Raw genomic sequence first — 16954 nt, 5'->3', positions numbered from 1 at the left:
TTTAGACAGTTATTTGGTTGGTAGAAATTTTTGAAATATGATATATGGAAAAACACATAATGAGAAATCCGCTAAAAGGCATAATTGCATAAATATAACCTAATGGAATTCTCAAAGTTCCTGAAAGCTGCCCTAAATGTAATGTAGTATACACTAAATTTAAACCGCCTATTACCATAACAATTAAAGCAAATAGAAAAATCAAAATTTCAATAAAAATGGATATTTTTTTTCTATTAGCATCTGAAAATTTACCGTAAAGAAAATCCATAGACAAATGTTCTCTTCTTGCATTAAGATAAGCTGCTCCAAATATAGAAAGCCAAATTAAAGAAAAGCGAGCCAACTCTTCTGTCCACGAAAAAGATGTGTTTAATACATATCTAGAAAACACTTGCCAAAGTACATCAAGTACTAACAGCGCAAAAATAATTACTAAAAACACTTCCATTAATCGTACTACTTTATTAAAAATGATATCAAATACCTTCATAATTAATTTCCTTTAATTTTTCTTACTAATTCAGTCATTTCAGGGTGCTCTTTTAAAAATTCTTCTAAAACCGATTCTGTTTTTTCTGCAAACAATGATTTATCTGGAGTAATAATTTCTACCCCGAATTCCTTGGCTATATTCATAGATTCTTCAACAGATTCATTCCAATATACTTTTTCTGCTTGTGCTGATTCATCTGCAGATTCCTGTACCCAAACACGTTCTTCTTCAGACAATGTTTCCCAGAATTTGGTACCTATAATTAATACATCTGGCACAGATGAATGTTGATCTAAGGTATAATATTTTGCAACCTCATGATGGTTTGAAGATACAAAAGATGGTGGATTATTTTCAGCTCCATCAACAACACCTTGCTGAATTGCAGTATATAATTCCCCATAAGCCATTGGTGTTGCAGATCCTCCCATGGCATTAACCATATTTATAGCCATTTGATTATTCATTACACGTATTTTAAGTCCTTTTAAATCTTCTGGAGTTCTAATGGCTTTCTTTGAAGTATAAAAACTTCGGCTACCAGCATCATAATAACAGAGTCCTCGTAACCAAAATTTTTCCCCTTTTTCTAAGATCGATTTTCCTATAGGCCCTTCCATAACTTCAAACTGATGTTCTTTACTTCTAAATAAATAAGGAATTCCTAACACATGGTATTCAGGCACAAAATTAGATAATGTAGCGGCACTTACTTTAGTAATTGCAACACTTCCAATTTGTAATAATTCTAAAACTTCGCGTTCTGACCCTAACATCCCGTCAGGGAAAACCTTAATTACTAACTTTCCTTCGGATTTTTTTTCTAAAACCTCTTGAAATTTTAAAATCCCTTTATGTACTGGATGGGTTTGTGGTAATGTATGTGCTAAGTAAAGCACTTTGGTGTCTCCTTGTTCTTTACAGGACAAGCATGCTAAAAATAGAAAACTTAGAAAAACTAATTTATACTTCATCTGTTAATATTAATTCTATTATAATAATCAAACATAATCTCTAAATAATTTTAATTGTTAATCAATTTGCTAATTGATGTGTACTTCATTTGCTAATCTAATGATTATTCAAAGAAAAATTCTCAATTTAATAAATAGAGGAATACAAATATATAAAACTAAAAATACAATCGATTGTATTTTACTGTTAAAATAACTAATTATTCATCATAAAAGAATCAATCCAAAAAGTATACAATCACTTTTTATTTTATCTATTTTTGCTCCTATAAAATCTATGATAAACTCTGAAGACATTTTCAATATTAAAACTGAATCAGAATTCAGTCAAGTGGCTTTAGATGTTTTTAAATTCCAATTTAAAAACAATAAAGTATACCGTTCGTTTTGCGATTTACTATACACACACCCAAGTGATGTAAAAAGCATAAAAGATATTCCTTTTCTTCCTATTGAATTTTTTAAAACAAAGGAAATTTCGAGTTCCAATAAAACTACTGAAGCTATTTTTACAAGTTCTGGCACAACAGGTAACATTACAAGCAAACATTTTGTTACAGATTTAAATATTTACAACCAAAGTTTTACAAAAGGGTTTCAACATTTTTATGGGGAAATTGAAAACCATATTATTTTAGCACTTCTCCCTTCATATTTAGAACGCGAAGGCTCTTCCTTAATTTATATGGTGGATGCGCTAATTAAAAATTCTAACCATCCTGAGAGTGGTTTTTATTTAAATAATTTATCTGAACTTAAAGACCGTTTAATTCAATTAAATTCTCAAAAAAAGAATGTACTACTTATTGGTGTTTCATTTGCTTTATTAGATTTAATTGAGACTTATCAATTCAATTTAAAAAACACCATTGTTATGGAAACTGGTGGCATGAAAGGTAAAAGGAAAGAATTGATTAGAGAAGAACTTCATCAAACATTAAAAAAAGGTTTTGGAGTTGACACTATTCATAGTGAATATGGCATGACCGAACTTTTGAGTCAAGCCTACTCTATAGGGCATGGCATTTTTAATTGCCCGCCTTGGATGCGAATTTTAACTCGTGAAACAGAAGATGCACTAACCATCCAAGACAGAGGAAAAACCGGAGGAATAAATATTATTGATTTGGCAAATATTAACTCTTGCTCTTTTATTGCCACTCAAGATTTAGGTCGTGTATACCAAGATAATTCTTTTGAAATCATTGGTCGTTTTGACAGTTCTGATATCCGAGGTTGTAATTTAATGGTACTTTAAAATATTGTAAGTCCTTTTATGCTTTGCCGACTTATTTTAAAATTTACCATTTCAAAAACATAGCAAATGAAAAGCATTCTTTTATTTTTTATACTTGGCATGATCTCTTCTTGTGCTCAAACAAATGATTATAATACCAAAAAAGGTTATGCTATTGAAGGCTATGATGTGGTTTCTTACTTCAAGAATAAACCTTTAGAAGGAAAAAATATTTATACTGCTGAATTTGATGGTGTAAAATTTAAATTTTCATCCGAAGAAAACCTAACGGCTTTTAAAAAAAATCCTGAACAATACTTACCACAATATGGTGGGTATTGCGCATATGCAATTGGAGCCAAATCAAGTAAAGTGAGCATCAACCCAAAAACTTTTGAAATTAGAAATGAAAAATTGTATTTATTTTACAACGCTTGGGGAACTAATACTTTAGAATTGTGGAAAAATGAAAACACAGAAGCGTTGAAAAAAAAAGCAGATAAAAATTGGGAGGTTATAAAACTTAAAAAATAAATTTATACCTGTAAGTTTTTAACAACATATTCGACCAAATAAGGGCTAAGAAAAAGATAATGTTTATTTTTTAGCCAGTTAGTTGGTTATTGAAAGCCTGATTTAAATAAATCAGGCTTTCTTTTATGCTATTTTTAACACAAAATAATTTTTTTTACCTCGCTGCATCAACACAAATTTATTGTTAATTAAATCAGCTGTGGTTATCATATAACCCTCTTTTACTTTTTCTTTATTTACAGAAATTGAGTTTTCTTTTAACGCTCTTCTTGCTTCGCCATTTGATTTTAAAAACCCACCTTTTTCTGCCAGTGCAGCAATAATATCTAGGCCTTTATCAATGTCAGACTGTTCAATTTGTGTTAAGGGCACTCCGTCAAAGACATCTAAAAATGTTTTTTCGTTAAGTGCTTTTAAATCTACACTTGTTGATTTTCCGAATAAAATATCACTTGCTTTAATAGCATTATTTAATTCTTCTTTAGAATGTACCAAAGTGGTAATTTCTTCTGCCAAACGTTTTTGTAACAAACGTAAGTGTGGGGCTTCTTTATGCTCTTCAATTAAAGATTCTATCTCTTCTCTTGTTAAAAACGTAAAAATTTTAATATACTTCTCAGCGTCAAGATCACTGGTATTCAACCAATATTGATAAAATTTATATGGTGAAGTTCGTTCTGCATCCAACCAAATATTTCCACCTTCAGTTTTACCAAATTTAGTTCCATCGGCTTTTGTTATTAAAGGCCATGTTAAAGCATAACCTTTACCAGAATCTACACGACGAATTAATTCTGTTCCAGTGGTAATATTACCCCACTGATCACTTCCTCCCATTTGAAGGGTGCATTGCATATCGCGATATAAATGCAAAAAATCATACCCTTGTACTAACTGATACGTAAACTCTGTAAAACTCATTCCTACTGAAGACTCTGAAGATAAACGTTTTTTCACAGAATCCTTAGCCATCATATAGTTTACAGTAATGTGTTTACCAACATCTCTAATAAATTCTAAAAATGAAAACGCTTTCATCCAATCATAGTTATTGACGATAATAGCTGCATTTTCAGCATCGCTATCAAAATCTAAAAAACGAGACAGCTGTTCCTTGATAGCATTTTGATTATGTAAAAGTGTTTCTTCATTTAGCAAATTACGTTCAGCTGATTTTCCAGATGGATCACCTATCATCCCTGTTGCACCACCAACAAGTGCTACGGGTTTATGCCCAGATAACTGAAAATGTTTAAGTCCCATAACACCCACTAAGTGCCCAATATGTAAGGAATCTGCTGTTGGATCTATTCCTACATAAGCCATACGCATAGCTTCTAACAAATGCTCTTCTGTTCCAGGCATGCTATCTTGTATCATGCCTCTCCACGTTAATTCTTCAACAAAATTCTTTATCATTATTATAAGTTTTCAGTAATCTGCTGCAAAGATAAAAATCAATGTATAATTCTTAGGATTTAACATTGAAAGTTTTAAAGTTTCAAAGACATCACATTAATTAATTTAAAACTACCAAGAAAAACTAATACAAAATTAATTATTCATTACTTTAGTACCATGATTTTGGTAACAGGAAGCACAGGCTTAGTAGGTTCTCATTTGCTTTACAAACTTGTAAGCAATAATGAGTCTGTTAAAGCTATTTATAGAAATAAGAACAAATTAAACAATGTTAAAAATGTATTTTCAACCTATACAAAAAACGTTGAACCGCTTTTCAACGCTATTGAATGGATAGAAGCGGATATTCTTGACATACCTTCTTTAGCAGAGGCCTTTAAAGGTGTTACACATGTTTATCATTGTGCTGCTTTTGTCTCTTTTGAACCCAACAAATACAACCTATTAAGAAAAACAAATATTGAAGGCACCTCCAATATTGTTAACCTTTGTTTATCTCATTCCGTTAAAAAATTGTGTTATGTAAGTTCAGTTGCCACTTTAGGTGACCCACCTAAAAACATGCCTACTACGGAAAACAGCTCTTGGAATCCCGAAACAGACAATAATGTTTATGCCATAACAAAATACGGTGCAGAAATGGAGGTTTGGCGCGCCAGTCAGGAAGGACTACCTGTTGTAATAGTAAAACCAGGTGTAATTTTAGGAGCTGGAATTTGGCAAAAAGGTACTGGAAGTTTATTTACAAAGGCCTATAAAGGATTAAAATATTATAGTATAGGTTCTATTGGCCTCGTTGATGTTGAAGATGTAGCTTCTGCTATGATACAACTTTTAAAAAGCAATATTGAAAATGATGCCTTTATTTTAGTGGCAGAAAACTTGCCTTATAAGCAGTTTTTACAATCATTAGCCACTTCTGTTGGAGCAAAACCACCTTCTAAAATTGCAAAACCTTGGTTACTAAACTTAGCGTGGAAATTAGATTGGCTAAAACATAAATTAACAGGAAAACGAAGATTACTAACGAAACACTTAGCAAAATCTATTACAACCACTTCAAATTACAGCAACAAAAAAATAAAAATGACCTTGAATTTTGAATTTAAACCAATATCAAAAACCATCACTGAGGTTGGTTCTCATTTTCAGAAACAGGTTCAATAAGCCCTTCTATTTCTTCTACAACAGTTTTTAAATCTTCGTTAATTAAAAGTTCTTTTCGATTAACTAAGGTATCAATAATTGTTTCATTAATAGTATCAGAAGCTATTTTTGCTAATGAATCTTGAATTCTTTTTTCGGCAATCTCACGCTCGTTTTGCAATGAATACAATTCTTTAAGTATAGATAAACTATCATTAACCTTTGCGTATATTGATTCATATTGAACCAAATAGTATGAATAATATTCATTACTTAATGCAAACTGCAAACTATCAATATTGTACTTTTTATAAATAAAATCTTCTTGGTGAATCCCATTTTCATCAAGAATATTTTTATTTTTTCCTGTTGCAGATGCCATTATTTTAATATCCATTAAAATATTTACCATTTCTTTTTCAGAAATAAGGTTATCGGGCTTCTTAGGTTTTTTATTTCCATAACAAGCGCTCAATGCAAGTGTAACACAAAAAAATATTAAAAATCGTTGCAACATTATCTATTAAAAGTTAATCGTTTGGCGGCATTTAAATTATTAAATTTAGAATTATGATATACCAAACTTCCGTTAACAAAGGTATGTGTAATTCTTGATTTAAACGTCGTTCCTTCAAAAGGAGACCATCCGCATTTATATAAAAGATTTTCTTTTTTAACCGTCCACGGATTATTTAAATCTACCATCACTAAATCAGCAAAATACCCCGGCTTAACATATCCACGCCTATCTATTTGAAATAGAATTGCTGGATTATGACACATTTTTTCAACTACTTTTTCTATTGAAATTCTATTTTTATGATACATCTCTAACATAGCAGGCAACGCGTGTTGCACTAAAGGCCCTCCTGAAGGCGCTTTAGTATAAACGTTATCTTTCTCCTCTATAGTATGCGGTGCATGATCTGTGGCAATAACATCAATCCTATCCTCTAACAAGGCTTCCCATAGTTTTTCTCTGTCTGAAGCTTTTTTTACTGCTGGATTCCACTTAATAAGTGTCCCTTTTTCATCATAATCTTCATCTGAAAACCATAAATGGTGTACACAAACTTCTGCTGTAATCTTTTTATCTTTTAACGATACTTTATTATCGAATAGACCTGTTTCCTTTCCTGTAGACAAGTGAAATACGTGCAACCTAGCGCCTGTTTTTTTTGCTAATTCAATAGCTTTTGAAGACGATAGATAGCAAGCCTCTTCACTTCTTATGATAGGATGGTATCTAATTGGAATATCGTCACCAAATTTTTCAAGATGAGCTTCAAGATTTTTTTTGATGGTATCTTCATCTTCACAATGTACCGCTATCAGTAAATTAGTTTTAGAAAATATTTCTTCTAATACCTTAGGGTTATCAACTAACATATTTCCTGTTGAGGATCCTAAAAATAATTTTAAAGCAGCTACATTTTTTGGATCTACCTTTAAAATTTCATCTAAATTGTCATTAGTTCCACCAAACATAAAAGAATAGTTGGCAGCTGATGTTTTAGATGCAATAGTAAATTTTTCTTCTAACTTTTCAATGGTTGTAGTTTGTGGATTGGTATTAGGCATTTCAATAAACGACGTAATACCTCCAGCTACTGCTGCCTTAGATTCTGTTTCAATATTTGCTTTTTGTGTCAATCCAGGCTCTCTAAAATGCACTTGGTCATCTATAACTCCAGGCAATATATATTTTCCTTCGGCATCTATAACATGTACATCAGACGTTTTTGCACTTATGGAATCGCCTATTTCTTTTATAAATTCACCTTCTATTAACAAATCGCCTTTAAAGATAGTGCCCTCATTTACAATACGGGCATTTTTTATAAGTGTTGTTTTTAATTGCATAATTTTCTACTTCTTAAATAAACTATTAAGCTTCATGGAAATAACTCCAAAAATAGCTTCTGAAATAATTCCAGAACTCAATTTTGATACGCCTTGTGTTCTATCTGTAAAAATAACAGGAACTTCTATTATTTTAAACTTCTTGATATAGGTTTTAAATTTCATTTCTATTTGAAAGGCATAGCCTACAAATTTAATTTTATTCAAATCTAAAGCTTCTAATACGGCCCGTTTGTAACACACAAATCCAGCAGTTGTATCATGTATTTTCATTCCTGTAATTAATCGCACATACTTGGATGCACTGTATGACATTAATACTCTGCCCATGGGCCAGTTAACCACATTAACACCTGTTACATAACGCGATCCAATAGCTAAATCACCACCTTGAATAGAACACGCATTATAAAGCTTTGGTAAATCTTCTGGGTTATGAGAAAAATCAGCATCCATTTCAAAAATATATTCATATGCTTTATTCAATGCCCATTTAAATCCATGTATATAAGCTGTACCCAAACCTGCTTTTTCTTGTCTAACTTCTATAAACAGCCTATTTAAAAACTCATTTTGAAGGGACTTAACTTTTTTAGCTGTTAAATCAGGAGAATTATCATCCACTATTAACAAATGTACATCGTTGGATTGAGAAAATACGGCTCTAATTATAGCTTCAATATTCTCAATTTCATTATATGTTGGAATGATGACTAAAGCATTTTTCATTCGTTTATTTTAATCCTAATTTATCATATTACAATACTTTAAAAAAACCGACTTTATCATTTTTATAGTATTTTCAATTCTTTTAAAACATATATTTTCAGCAAATGTACATTATTAAAAGATTATTTTTTTTAAATATAAGTCAATATTTATCCTATGGTTATTAATATTTATAATAATTTTATGGCATGCTAAGACACGTAACTTCAAATGAATTATTTACCATTTTAATGGTTATTGGTTTGGTGTTTATTGGTGTTACCAAATTATTATTCCCCAAACGATTTGATGAATTTATGTCAATTTTAGGTAATTCTAACTACTTAAAAATCCATGTTAGAGACCAAAAATTCTTAGATAAATTTGACGCATTATTATTTATTAACTTAGTACTTTCAATAGCTACTTTCTGTTTCATCATATACAGGCAACTTACTGATTACGAAACACCCAACATTAACATCGTATTTAAATATATTATTGGAATAGCTGTAATTATTCTAATAAAAGTACTTTTTGAAAGACTTATTGGTAGTCTTTTCGAAATTGATAAATTGATAGATCAATATCTTTTTCAAAAAATTACCTATAAAAATTTTATAGGTGTTTTGTTAATTCCTATAAATGCCTTTCTAATTTTCAGCATCCATCCTACTTTAACCCATATTTATATTGTTGTTATATTTTTGTTAATTATTAACCTCATTGGTATAATAACATCATTTAAAGAACATCAAAACTTAATAAAATCAAACTTATTTTATTTTATTTTGTATCTTTGCACACTTGAAATTTCACCTTATATCATTTTATATAAGGTTTTTAATCCCTAACTGTGCTTATGAAAGTGAAAACCATTTTAGTCTCGCAACCAGAACCTAAAATTGAAAACTCCCCGTATTTCGAATTACAAGAGAAGCAAAAAGTTAAAATAGATTTCAGACCATTTATCCATGTTGAAGGTGTTTCGGCTAAAGAAGTCAGACAACAAAAAGTTGATTTAAACCAATACACTGCTATTATTTTAACTAGTAGAAATGCGGTAGATCATTTTTTTAGAGTCGCTGAAGAAATGCGATTCAAAGTACCTGATGCCATGAAATATTTTTGTCAATCTGAAGCTGTAGCCTACTATTTGCAGAAATATGTGGTTTACAGAAAACGAAAGATTTATGTGGGAAAACGGAGTTTTTCTGAACTATCCCCTTTAATTAAAAAGTATAAAGACGAAAAGTTCTTATTACCAAATACCGATAAAGTTAAAGATGAAGTTCCTGACACATTAAATACATTAGGTGTTAATTGGAAACAGGCTACTTTTTACAAAACAGTAGTTAGCGACCTTTCTGATTTAGCAAATGTATCTTATGATGTTTTAGTATTTTTTAGTCCTTCTGGAATTGAATCTTTATTTCAAAATTTCCCTGATTTTAAACAAAACGAAACACGTATCGCTGTTTTTGGAAATACCACTATAAAAGCAGTTGAAGAAAAAGGATTGCGGGTAGATATTGCTGCACCAACACCAGAAACGCCTTCTATGACTATGGCTTTAGAAAAATACATAGAACAGGCAAACAAGAAATAAACCAACTTAAATACAAACAAAAAGCTCGATTTATTATAATCGAGCTTTTTGTTTTAATTAAAACCAAATCATTTTTTATTATTTTTTTATAAAACTAATAGCTATAGTTAACCACGCCAAAATAAGTAATAAACCTCCAATTGGTGTTATAAAGGCTATACTTTTAAAATCAAATCCAGATAAATCATTCGTTGCAAGTCCGTAAATAGACCCGGAAAAGAATAGCACTCCAAGAACTATAAAATAAAATATTATTTTTTTCGCTTTAAACGGAATCAAAGGAGTGCCGCCAACAAACAATAATAATAACGCGTGGTACATTTGATATTTTACACCTATTTCAAAAGTCTGTATAGATTCAATAGAAATTAAGGACTTTAATCCATGAGCACCAAAAGCTCCCAAAATAATACTTATTAAGCCTAAAAAAGAAGCCGTTATCAATAATGTTTTATTAGTCATTTTTATAAATTTTTAAATAAATTGTATCGCTAAACGAAAATAGGTAACAAATTTCAATAATAGAAACTAATATTATTTCAATGTTTCGATTGATAATGCATTTACTATTTTTATGTTTTAAATTGAAAGTGATATGAAGCAAAAAGACAACAACTTAACTATTGATGGCATTGACAAAAAAATTATTCGTGCTTTAATGACAGATGCCAGAACGCCTATTCTTGAAATTGCTAGACATGTTGGTATTTCCGGAGCAGCTATTCATCAACGACTTAAAAAACTTGAAAAATCAAAACTAATTACTGGCTCAAAATTTATAATCAATCCAAAAATATTAGGCTACTCTACATTGGCTTTTGTTGGTATTTATCTTGACAAAGGCGCTAACTTAAAAGATATTATTAGAGCTTTAAAGAAAATCCCTGAAGTAACAGAGTGTCACTATACAACAGGTGCTTACAACATATTTATTAAACTGTTTTGTAAAGACAATACCCATTTAATGTATTTACTAAATAACAACATACAAACTATTGCAGGTATTTTAAGAACCGAATCACTTATTTCTTTAGAACAGCAGATTGAAAGACAGATAAAGATTTAAAAAGAAAACCCCAAATATGGCATTTAGGGTTTTTACTTATAAACATTTAAACGATATTCCTACTTTCACAAGAATTTTACATTTTCATCAACCAAGAGCGCACATCTACTTCTTGTTTAATGATATCTCGTAAATCTTCTATTTTAACACGCTGTTGCTCCATAGAATCTCTATGACGAATGGTAACAGTATCATCCTCTTTAGTATCGTGGTCTACGGTAATACAAAAAGGTGTTCCGTTGGCATCCTGTCTTCTATAACGACGTCCAACAGCATCCTTTTCATCATAATCCACATTAAAATCCCACTTCAACTCTTCTACAATTTTTCGTGCAATTTCTGGCAATCCATCTTTTTTAACCAGTGGTAAAATGGCTGCTTTTATAGGCGCTAAAACCGCTGGCAATCTTAAAACGGTACGCGTAGTTCCGTTTTCTAATGCCTCTTCAACTAAAGAATTTGAAAACACCGCTAAAAACATTCTATCTAAGCCAATAGACGTTTCAAGAACATACGGCACATAGTTTTTATTTTCTTCAGTATCAAAATATTGTAATTTTTTACCAGAAAATTTTTCATGTTGACTTAAATCAAAATCAGTTCGAGAATGAATACCTTCCAATTCTTTAAATCCAAATGGAAATTTAAACTCTATATCGGTTGCTGCATCAGCATAGTGAGCTAATTTTTCGTGATCGTGAAAACGGTAACAATCTTCACCCATACCTAATGACAAGTGCCATTTCATTCTGGTTTCTTTCCAATGTTCAAACCATTCTTTTTGCGTACCTGGTTTAATAAAAAATTGCATTTCCATTTGTTCAAATTCACGCATTCTAAAAATAAACTGCCTTGCAACAATTTCATTTCTAAAAGCTTTACCTGTTTGAGCAATTCCAAAAGGAATTTTCATACGTCCTGATTTTTGAACGTTCAAGAAATTCACAAAAATCCCTTGAGCTGTTTCAGGACGCAAATATAAATCCATTGCACTTTCAGCCGAAGCTCCTAATTTGGTACCAAACATTAAATTAAACTGCTTGACATCGGTCCAATTTTTACTCCCCGTTAAAGGATCAGCTATTTCTAATTCTTCTATAAGAGCTTTTACATCAGCTAAATCTTCATTTTCCAAAGACTTAGCCATACGAGAAAGTGTGGCATCAATTTTTTCTTGATACCCTACAACACGAGCGTTTGTAGAAACAAATTCTGCTTTATTAAATGCATCACCAAAACGTTTTTCAGCTTTAGCAACTTCTTTATCTATTTTAGCTTCAATTTTGGCACAATAGTCCTCAATTAAAACATCTGCTCTGTATCGCTTTTTAGAATCTTTATTATCTATTAATGGATCATTAAAAGCATCCACATGTCCAGAAGCTTTCCATGTAGTTGGATGCATGAAAATAGCAGAATCAATGCCCACAATATTATCATTCATCTGAACCATAGCTCTCCACCAATAGTCACGAATATTCTTTTTTAACTCAGCTCCATTTTGCGCATAGTCATAAACTGCACTTAATCCATCGTAGATTTCGCTACTCTGAAACACGTAACCATACTCCTTTGCATGAGAGATTACTTTCTTAAATTGATCATCTTGATTTGCCATGCTGCAAAAATATAAAACCGCTTCAAACAAATAGAATTCTTACTCAAAAATTAAGTCAAATATGTATTTATTTTTTAAGTAAGTTTACATATCAAGAATTTTCTATATCATTTATGTTCAACACTCTGTTAAATTTATTTTTTCCAAAAGTATGTTACGCCTGTAGCAAGCATTTAAATGATAATGAAAATGACTTATGTATTCCTTGCAGACACAGCCTACCTGTAACCAATTTTCATTTTAATAACGATGATACAGTTTTAAAAATATTTTACGGACGTGTTAAAATTGAAAATGCCACGGCTCTATTCCGCTTTGAAAAAAAAGGAATTGTTCAACATCTTATCCATCAACTAAAATATAAAGACAAAGAAGCTATTGGTTTATTTTTAGGTGATTGGCTTGGAGGTGAATTAAGCACTCTGAACACTTACAAAAAAGTAGATATGGTTATTCCCGTACCACTTCATGAAAAGAAATTAAAAAAACGAGGTTATAATCAAGTTGCTAAATTTGGACAACAGATTGCAAATTCTTTAAACATTACTTATGCAGATAATGTGCTTTTGAAGGGCAGCAATACAGAATCGCAAACATTAAAATCGCGTTTATTTAGATGGAATGATACTGACGAATTATTTATCCTAAAAAATGCAAAATCAATAGAAAACAAACACATATTGTTAGTTGATGACATGATTACTACCGGTGCCACTATAGAAGCTTGCATTACTGTTTTAAACCAAGTACCTTCAGTTAAAATAAGTGTGGCATCTATGGCAATAGCCACATAAGTCTTTCGTTATATCTCTAATTTTGTGTAGGTTTGTGCAAATTTTTAAATTGGTAATGAATAAGCTCCTTTCAAATTTTATTTTTATAGCATGTATTTGCTTGGTTTTTATAAACTGTGCCAATCGAGGTACGCCTCAAGGTGGCCCAAAAGACGAAACACCACCTAAGATTACTAAATCCATTCCTGAAAATTATTCAACCAATTTTAATGCTCAAGAAATCAGAATATATTTTGATGAATATATCAATATAAAAAATCTGACCAAGCAACTTATTATATCACCTCCCATGAAAACGCAACCAGAAATTACACCTCTTGGGGGCGCAAGCGAATATATAAAAATAAAAATTTACGATACTCTACAACCTAATACTACATACGCTTTTAATTTTGGGAACAGTATTGTTGACAATAACGAAGGTAACGTGTTTCCGTACTTTAGATATGTATTTTCTACGGGTGATTATATAGATTCGCTTACCGTAAAAGGTAATATTGTGGATGCAATAAACAAAAAGGCAGAAACTTTTGTTTCGGTCATGTTATACGAAGTAGATTCTACGTATTCAGATTCTATTGTTTACAAAAAGACCCCTAAGTACATCACCAACACTTTGGATAGCGTTACTACCTTTTCTATTGAAAACATTAAAGCTGGCAAATACATGCTTATAGCTTTAAAAGATAACAACAGTGATTATAAGTTTCAACAAAAAACTGATAAAATAGGGTTTTACAAAAGCCCTATTGATGTTCCAACAGACTCTTTATACACCTTGAAATTGTTTTCTGAAGACATTGATTTCAAACCGTCAAGACCCAAAATAGTAGCTGGCGAAAAAATTGAATTTGGCTATGAAGGCGATTATAAAGACATGAAGATAAAACTTCTTAACGAAACACCTGAAGATTTTGAATACGCCATTACTAAAGATGTAAAAACCGATACACTTTACTATTGGTATAAACCTAAATTGGAATTAGATTCTTTGCTTTTTGAAGTAACACACCCAAAAGTTGATACCAGTTTATATACGGTAAGAGTACGAAAAATGGACAGAGACTCCTTAACCTTAAAAGCAGAACCTTCTGGGAATATAGGTTACGAAGAAGACTTTAGAATATCTGGAACTACGCCTATTTATACTTTTGATCCTTCTAAAATAAATATTATTGATAAAGACTCATCTCAAATAAACTTTACAACAGTTTTAGACACCATTAAAAACACGATGGCATTCAAATTTCCAAAAACCCCAGCAAACGAATATAAAATCCGCATATTACCAGAAGCTTTTACGGGTTTTTTTGGCAAAAAGAACGACACCTTAAACTATGCTTTAAGAACAGCTTCAGAGGATAGCTATGGCAATTTACGTTTAATTTTAGCTAATGCTTCCTATCCATTAATCATACAACTAACAAATGATACTGGAGATGTGAAGTATGAAAAATACATTACAGACAACAAACCTCTGGACTTTTTAAACATTACACCCAGTAAGTATCAAATTAGAATCATTCATGATACTAATGGTAACAAAAAATACGATACAGGGAATTACTTAAAGAAAATACAGCCAGAAAAAGTAAGCCATTTTGAAATTGAAGATGAAATTAGAGCCTTTTGGAGTCAGGTACAAACTTTACAATTTAGTTCAGAATAAAATCGTCTTTATCATTTAAAAACTTAAACTTATTTCTATAAGCTTCAATATGTCTTTTTTCTAAAATTATAATTTCTGTTTGTTCTTTATTGGGAGTTATTGAACTCATAGTATTTCCTAAAACATCATATACAGCAGAGTGTCCTGAATACACGCTATTAACACCATCTACGCCTACTCGATTTACCCCAATACAATAACACATGTTTTCAATAGCTCTAGCTTTTAAAAGCGTGTCCCAAGCCGAAATCCTTGGTTTGGGCCAATTGGCTACATAAATTAAAACATCATAATCCTCAGTATTTCTTGCCCAAACAGGAAAACGTAAATCATAACAAATCAAAGGGTTAATTTTCCAACCTTTATACGCTATCATATTTTTTTGGGTACCCGCCGTATAAATTTTTTCCTCACCCACTAAAGTAAAACTGTGCTTTTTATCATAATACTCAATAGTTCCTTTTGGACTTACAAAAAGCAAACGATTATAAAAATTACCATTTTCTGTAATTACAACACTTCCTAAAATGGCTGATTTTTTTTTAATTGCTAAATCTTGCATCCAAGAAACCGTTTCACCCTGCATCGTTTCAGCAACATTTTTAGCATTCATAGTAAAACCAGTTGTAAACATTTCTGGCAAAATAATTAGGTCAACATCTACGGTAATAGCCTTTATTTTTTTACTGAAACTATTCCGATTTAACTCAGGATTTTCCCAAACCAAATCGGATTGTATCAAAGCTATTTTTAATTGATTTTGCATGTTTTAAATATTTTGCTCTTAAAGCTTTGACTTCGCTTTATCGCTTGATTTTTTTAATTTTTCAATCTTATTAAGCCATTTACTTTCATCATTTGGAGACAGTTTGCCTTTCCCTTTTAATTTCTCATATTTTTTTACCGCATCATCATACTTTTTATCAGCTTTCTCAAAATTAGCTTGTGCTTTTACTTTCTTATTCAAAGCCTTTTCTGTAGCTTTCTGTTTGCTTTCTGCCTTTTTTTGTTCCTTCTCAGCTTTTTTATTTTGTGCAGCTCTCTCTTTTTCTTCCTTTTCTAATCGAATCTTATTTTCTAATTTATCTTTAATGTTATCCTTCTCTTCAATAGTTAAAGTTTCTGTAATATCAGCACCATCCTTAAAAATAGCTTCTTTTTTAACAGTATAAACTTTACCATTAACATTAACTTCCTGTGCATTCAAATGAATACAAAATACAATTAGCAAAAGAATTATCAAGTTTTTCATAAAATTTTATTTTAATTTATTAAGATTTTGCATGGCATCTTCCAAATCACTCTCCAAATCAGTAAAACGGTCATTCCATTTTTCTTCATCACGTGGGGATAATTTTCCGGCGTCTTTTAACTTTTGATATTTGGCTTTTTTATCCTGTAATTTATCTTTAGCTTTTAAAACATCTTCACGAGCTTTTTCTTTTGCTTCTAAAGCATCCTTTAAACGTTCTTGTTTTTTCTCTAAAGCTTTCTGTTTTTCTTCAGCCTTCTCAATTTCTTCTTTAACACGTGCCTGTTCAGACTTTAGGGCTTCTTGTTTTTCTACCTCTAATCGCTCTGCTTTTAAACGCGTATCTAATGTTCTATTGATGTTTTCTTTTTCTTTTGCAGTTAATTGCTCTGTTACATTATTACCATTACTAAAGTATTTTTTGCCTTTAACTTCATAAACAGTTCCGTGATTAGTAATAACACGTTCACTACTACCACATGATATTAGAATTATAGCGACTATTAGTAAAATTAACTTTGAAAATTTCATCTTTTATTTAATTATAAGTTCTATAATTTTAGACG

The 16954-nt window shown here is 30.9% G+C and carries 19 protein-coding genes; 8 read left to right on the top strand and 11 right to left on the bottom strand.

The genetic code is table 11. The features are described 5' to 3' along the window. Position 1 precedes the first annotated feature (1 nt). Both APS56_RS12370 and APS56_RS12365 read right to left on the bottom strand, forming a co-directional pair. Positions 2-493 (bottom strand): TRAP transporter small permease, encoded by a 492-nt coding sequence (locus tag APS56_RS12370; RefSeq protein WP_054728674.1) that lies wholly within the window; start codon positions 491-493, stop codon positions 2-4. Positions 494-495: 2 nt separating this feature from the next. After that, the gene (locus tag APS56_RS12365; RefSeq protein ID WP_054728669.1) at positions 496-1470 is read right to left on the bottom strand and encodes a TRAP transporter substrate-binding protein; all 975 of its coding nucleotides are present in this window, start codon (positions 1468-1470) and stop codon (positions 496-498) included. Between the two features lie 277 nt (positions 1471-1747). On the opposite strand from APS56_RS12365, the gene APS56_RS12360 reads away from it, so the two are divergent. Then, positions 1748-2728: a LuxE/PaaK family acyltransferase gene (locus APS56_RS12360; RefSeq protein WP_054728667.1), complete on the top strand. Its 981-nt coding sequence runs from the start codon at positions 1748-1750 to the stop codon at positions 2726-2728. Positions 2729-2794: 66 nt separating this feature from the next. Beyond that, positions 2795-3241, top strand: coding sequence for a YHS domain-containing (seleno)protein (locus tag APS56_RS12355; RefSeq protein ID WP_054728662.1), 447 nt, complete (start codon positions 2795-2797; stop codon positions 3239-3241). 123 nt (positions 3242-3364) lie between these two features. Here APS56_RS12355 and tyrS read toward each other — a convergent pair whose 3' ends face one another. Then, complete coding sequence (tyrS, locus tag APS56_RS12350; protein ID WP_054728658.1) at positions 3365-4660, bottom strand: tyrosine--tRNA ligase; 1296 nt, start codon at positions 4658-4660, stop codon at positions 3365-3367. A 159-nt stretch (positions 4661-4819) separates the two neighbouring features. On the opposite strand from tyrS, the gene APS56_RS12345 reads away from it, so the two are divergent. Then, positions 4820-5830: an NAD-dependent epimerase/dehydratase family protein gene (locus APS56_RS12345; protein ID WP_054728656.1), complete on the top strand. Its 1011-nt coding sequence runs from the start codon at positions 4820-4822 to the stop codon at positions 5828-5830. On the opposite strand, the gene APS56_RS12340 is transcribed toward APS56_RS12345, so the two are convergent. Genes APS56_RS12340 through APS56_RS12330 form a run of 3 tightly spaced genes read right to left on the bottom strand, consistent with a single transcriptional unit; the run spans position 5790 to position 8401 of the window. Further along, a complete protein-coding gene (locus APS56_RS12340; RefSeq protein ID WP_054728652.1) occupies positions 5790-6326 on the bottom strand; it encodes a DUF4296 domain-containing protein in 537 nt (178 codons plus the stop codon). The genes APS56_RS12345 and APS56_RS12340 overlap by 41 nt on opposite strands. Then, complete coding sequence (locus APS56_RS12335) at positions 6326-7672, bottom strand: dihydroorotase (RefSeq protein ID WP_054728649.1); 1347 nt, start codon at positions 7670-7672, stop codon at positions 6326-6328. The genes APS56_RS12340 and APS56_RS12335 overlap by 1 nt, the downstream gene beginning before the upstream one ends. Positions 7673-7678: 6 nt before the next feature. Beyond that, positions 7679-8401: a polyprenol monophosphomannose synthase gene (locus tag APS56_RS12330; protein WP_054728646.1), complete on the bottom strand. Its 723-nt coding sequence runs from the start codon at positions 8399-8401 to the stop codon at positions 7679-7681. A gap of 188 nt (positions 8402-8589) precedes the next feature. On the opposite strand from APS56_RS12330, the gene APS56_RS12325 reads away from it, so the two are divergent. Together APS56_RS12325 and APS56_RS12320 are read left to right on the top strand one after the other, a co-directional pair. Next, positions 8590-9234: a DUF4271 domain-containing protein gene (locus tag APS56_RS12325; protein WP_054728644.1), complete on the top strand. Its 645-nt coding sequence runs from the start codon at positions 8590-8592 to the stop codon at positions 9232-9234. A gap of 8 nt (positions 9235-9242) precedes the next feature. Then, positions 9243-9989 (top strand): uroporphyrinogen-III synthase, encoded by a 747-nt coding sequence (locus APS56_RS12320; RefSeq protein ID WP_054728641.1) that lies wholly within the window; start codon positions 9243-9245, stop codon positions 9987-9989. Positions 9990-10067: 78 nt separating this feature from the next. Here the strand turns inward: APS56_RS12320 and APS56_RS12315 are convergent, their stop codons facing one another. After that, complete coding sequence (locus tag APS56_RS12315; RefSeq protein ID WP_054728639.1) at positions 10068-10451, bottom strand: DUF423 domain-containing protein; 384 nt, start codon at positions 10449-10451, stop codon at positions 10068-10070. Positions 10452-10584: 133 nt separating this feature from the next. Here APS56_RS12315 and APS56_RS12310 point away from each other — a divergent pair, with 133 nt between their 5' ends. Beyond that, a complete protein-coding gene (locus APS56_RS12310; protein ID WP_054728634.1) occupies positions 10585-11055 on the top strand; it encodes an Lrp/AsnC family transcriptional regulator in 471 nt (156 codons plus the stop codon). Between the two features lie 76 nt (positions 11056-11131). Here the strand turns inward: APS56_RS12310 and APS56_RS12305 are convergent, their stop codons facing one another. Next, positions 11132-12673, bottom strand: coding sequence for a glycine--tRNA ligase (locus tag APS56_RS12305; protein WP_054728631.1), 1542 nt, complete (start codon positions 12671-12673; stop codon positions 11132-11134). A 113-nt stretch (positions 12674-12786) separates the two neighbouring features. Here APS56_RS12305 and APS56_RS12300 point away from each other — a divergent pair, with 113 nt between their 5' ends. Beyond that, a complete protein-coding gene (locus APS56_RS12300) occupies positions 12787-13467 on the top strand; it encodes a ComF family protein (RefSeq protein WP_054728627.1) in 681 nt (226 codons plus the stop codon). Positions 13468-13522: 55 nt separating this feature from the next. Continuing rightward, a complete protein-coding gene (locus APS56_RS12295) occupies positions 13523-15136 on the top strand; it encodes an Ig-like domain-containing domain (RefSeq protein ID WP_054728625.1) in 1614 nt (537 codons plus the stop codon). Here APS56_RS12295 and APS56_RS12290 read toward each other — a convergent pair. Genes APS56_RS12290 through APS56_RS12280 form a run of 3 tightly spaced genes read right to left on the bottom strand, consistent with a single transcriptional unit; the run spans position 15123 to position 16919 of the window. Beyond that, positions 15123-15902, bottom strand: coding sequence for an amidohydrolase (locus APS56_RS12290; RefSeq protein WP_054728621.1), 780 nt, complete (start codon positions 15900-15902; stop codon positions 15123-15125). The two genes, APS56_RS12295 and APS56_RS12290, sit on opposite strands and share 14 nt — an antisense overlap. Positions 15903-15920: 18 nt before the next feature. Continuing rightward, a complete protein-coding gene (locus APS56_RS12285; protein ID WP_157757666.1) occupies positions 15921-16388 on the bottom strand; it encodes a hypothetical protein in 468 nt (155 codons plus the stop codon). A 6-nt stretch (positions 16389-16394) separates the two neighbouring features. Next, positions 16395-16919, bottom strand: coding sequence for a hypothetical protein (locus tag APS56_RS12280; RefSeq protein ID WP_054728614.1), 525 nt, complete (start codon positions 16917-16919; stop codon positions 16395-16397). Between the last annotated feature and the right edge of the window lie 35 nt (positions 16920-16954).

Origin of the sequence: Pseudalgibacter alginicilyticus (assembly GCF_001310225.1) — a bacterium.
Classification (GTDB): domain Bacteria; phylum Bacteroidota; class Bacteroidia; order Flavobacteriales; family Flavobacteriaceae; genus Pseudalgibacter; species Pseudalgibacter alginicilyticus.
This window is presented reverse-complemented; position numbering and strand designations above follow the sequence as displayed.

Coding starts and splice junctions, on each gene's coding strand:
- APS56_RS12370 (WP_054728674.1), bottom strand. CDS start 493: ATGAAGGTATTTGATATCATTTTTAATAAAGTAGTACGATTAATGGAA.
- APS56_RS12340 (WP_054728652.1), bottom strand. CDS start 6,326: ATGTTGCAACGATTTTTAATATTTTTTTGTGTTACACTTGCATTGAGC.
- APS56_RS12355 (WP_054728662.1), top strand. CDS start 2,795: ATGAAAAGCATTCTTTTATTTTTTATACTTGGCATGATCTCTTCTTGT.
- APS56_RS12365 (WP_054728669.1), bottom strand. CDS start 1,470: ATGAAGTATAAATTAGTTTTTCTAAGTTTTCTATTTTTAGCATGCTTG.
- APS56_RS12330 (WP_054728646.1), bottom strand. CDS start 8,401: ATGAAAAATGCTTTAGTCATCATTCCAACATATAATGAAATTGAGAAT.
- APS56_RS12310 (WP_054728634.1), top strand. CDS start 10,585: ATGAAGCAAAAAGACAACAACTTAACTATTGATGGCATTGACAAAAAA.
- APS56_RS12335 (WP_054728649.1), bottom strand. CDS start 7,672: ATGCAATTAAAAACAACACTTATAAAAAATGCCCGTATTGTAAATGAG.
- APS56_RS12325 (WP_054728644.1), top strand. CDS start 8,590: ATGCTAAGACACGTAACTTCAAATGAATTATTTACCATTTTAATGGTT.
- APS56_RS12305 (WP_054728631.1), bottom strand. CDS start 12,673: ATGGCAAATCAAGATGATCAATTTAAGAAAGTAATCTCTCATGCAAAG.
- APS56_RS12280 (WP_054728614.1), bottom strand. CDS start 16,919: ATGAAATTTTCAAAGTTAATTTTACTAATAGTCGCTATAATTCTAATA.
- tyrS (WP_054728658.1), bottom strand. CDS start 4,660: ATGATAAAGAATTTTGTTGAAGAATTAACGTGGAGAGGCATGATACAA.
- APS56_RS12295 (WP_054728625.1), top strand. CDS start 13,523: ATGAATAAGCTCCTTTCAAATTTTATTTTTATAGCATGTATTTGCTTG.
- APS56_RS12315 (WP_054728639.1), bottom strand. CDS start 10,451: ATGACTAATAAAACATTATTGATAACGGCTTCTTTTTTAGGCTTAATA.
- APS56_RS12300 (WP_054728627.1), top strand. CDS start 12,787: ATGTTCAACACTCTGTTAAATTTATTTTTTCCAAAAGTATGTTACGCC.
- APS56_RS12345 (WP_054728656.1), top strand. CDS start 4,820: ATGATTTTGGTAACAGGAAGCACAGGCTTAGTAGGTTCTCATTTGCTT.
- APS56_RS12360 (WP_054728667.1), top strand. CDS start 1,748: ATGATAAACTCTGAAGACATTTTCAATATTAAAACTGAATCAGAATTC.
- APS56_RS12285 (WP_157757666.1), bottom strand. CDS start 16,388: ATGAAAAACTTGATAATTCTTTTGCTAATTGTATTTTGTATTCATTTG.
- APS56_RS12320 (WP_054728641.1), top strand. CDS start 9,243: ATGAAAGTGAAAACCATTTTAGTCTCGCAACCAGAACCTAAAATTGAA.
- APS56_RS12290 (WP_054728621.1), bottom strand. CDS start 15,902: ATGCAAAATCAATTAAAAATAGCTTTGATACAATCCGATTTGGTTTGG.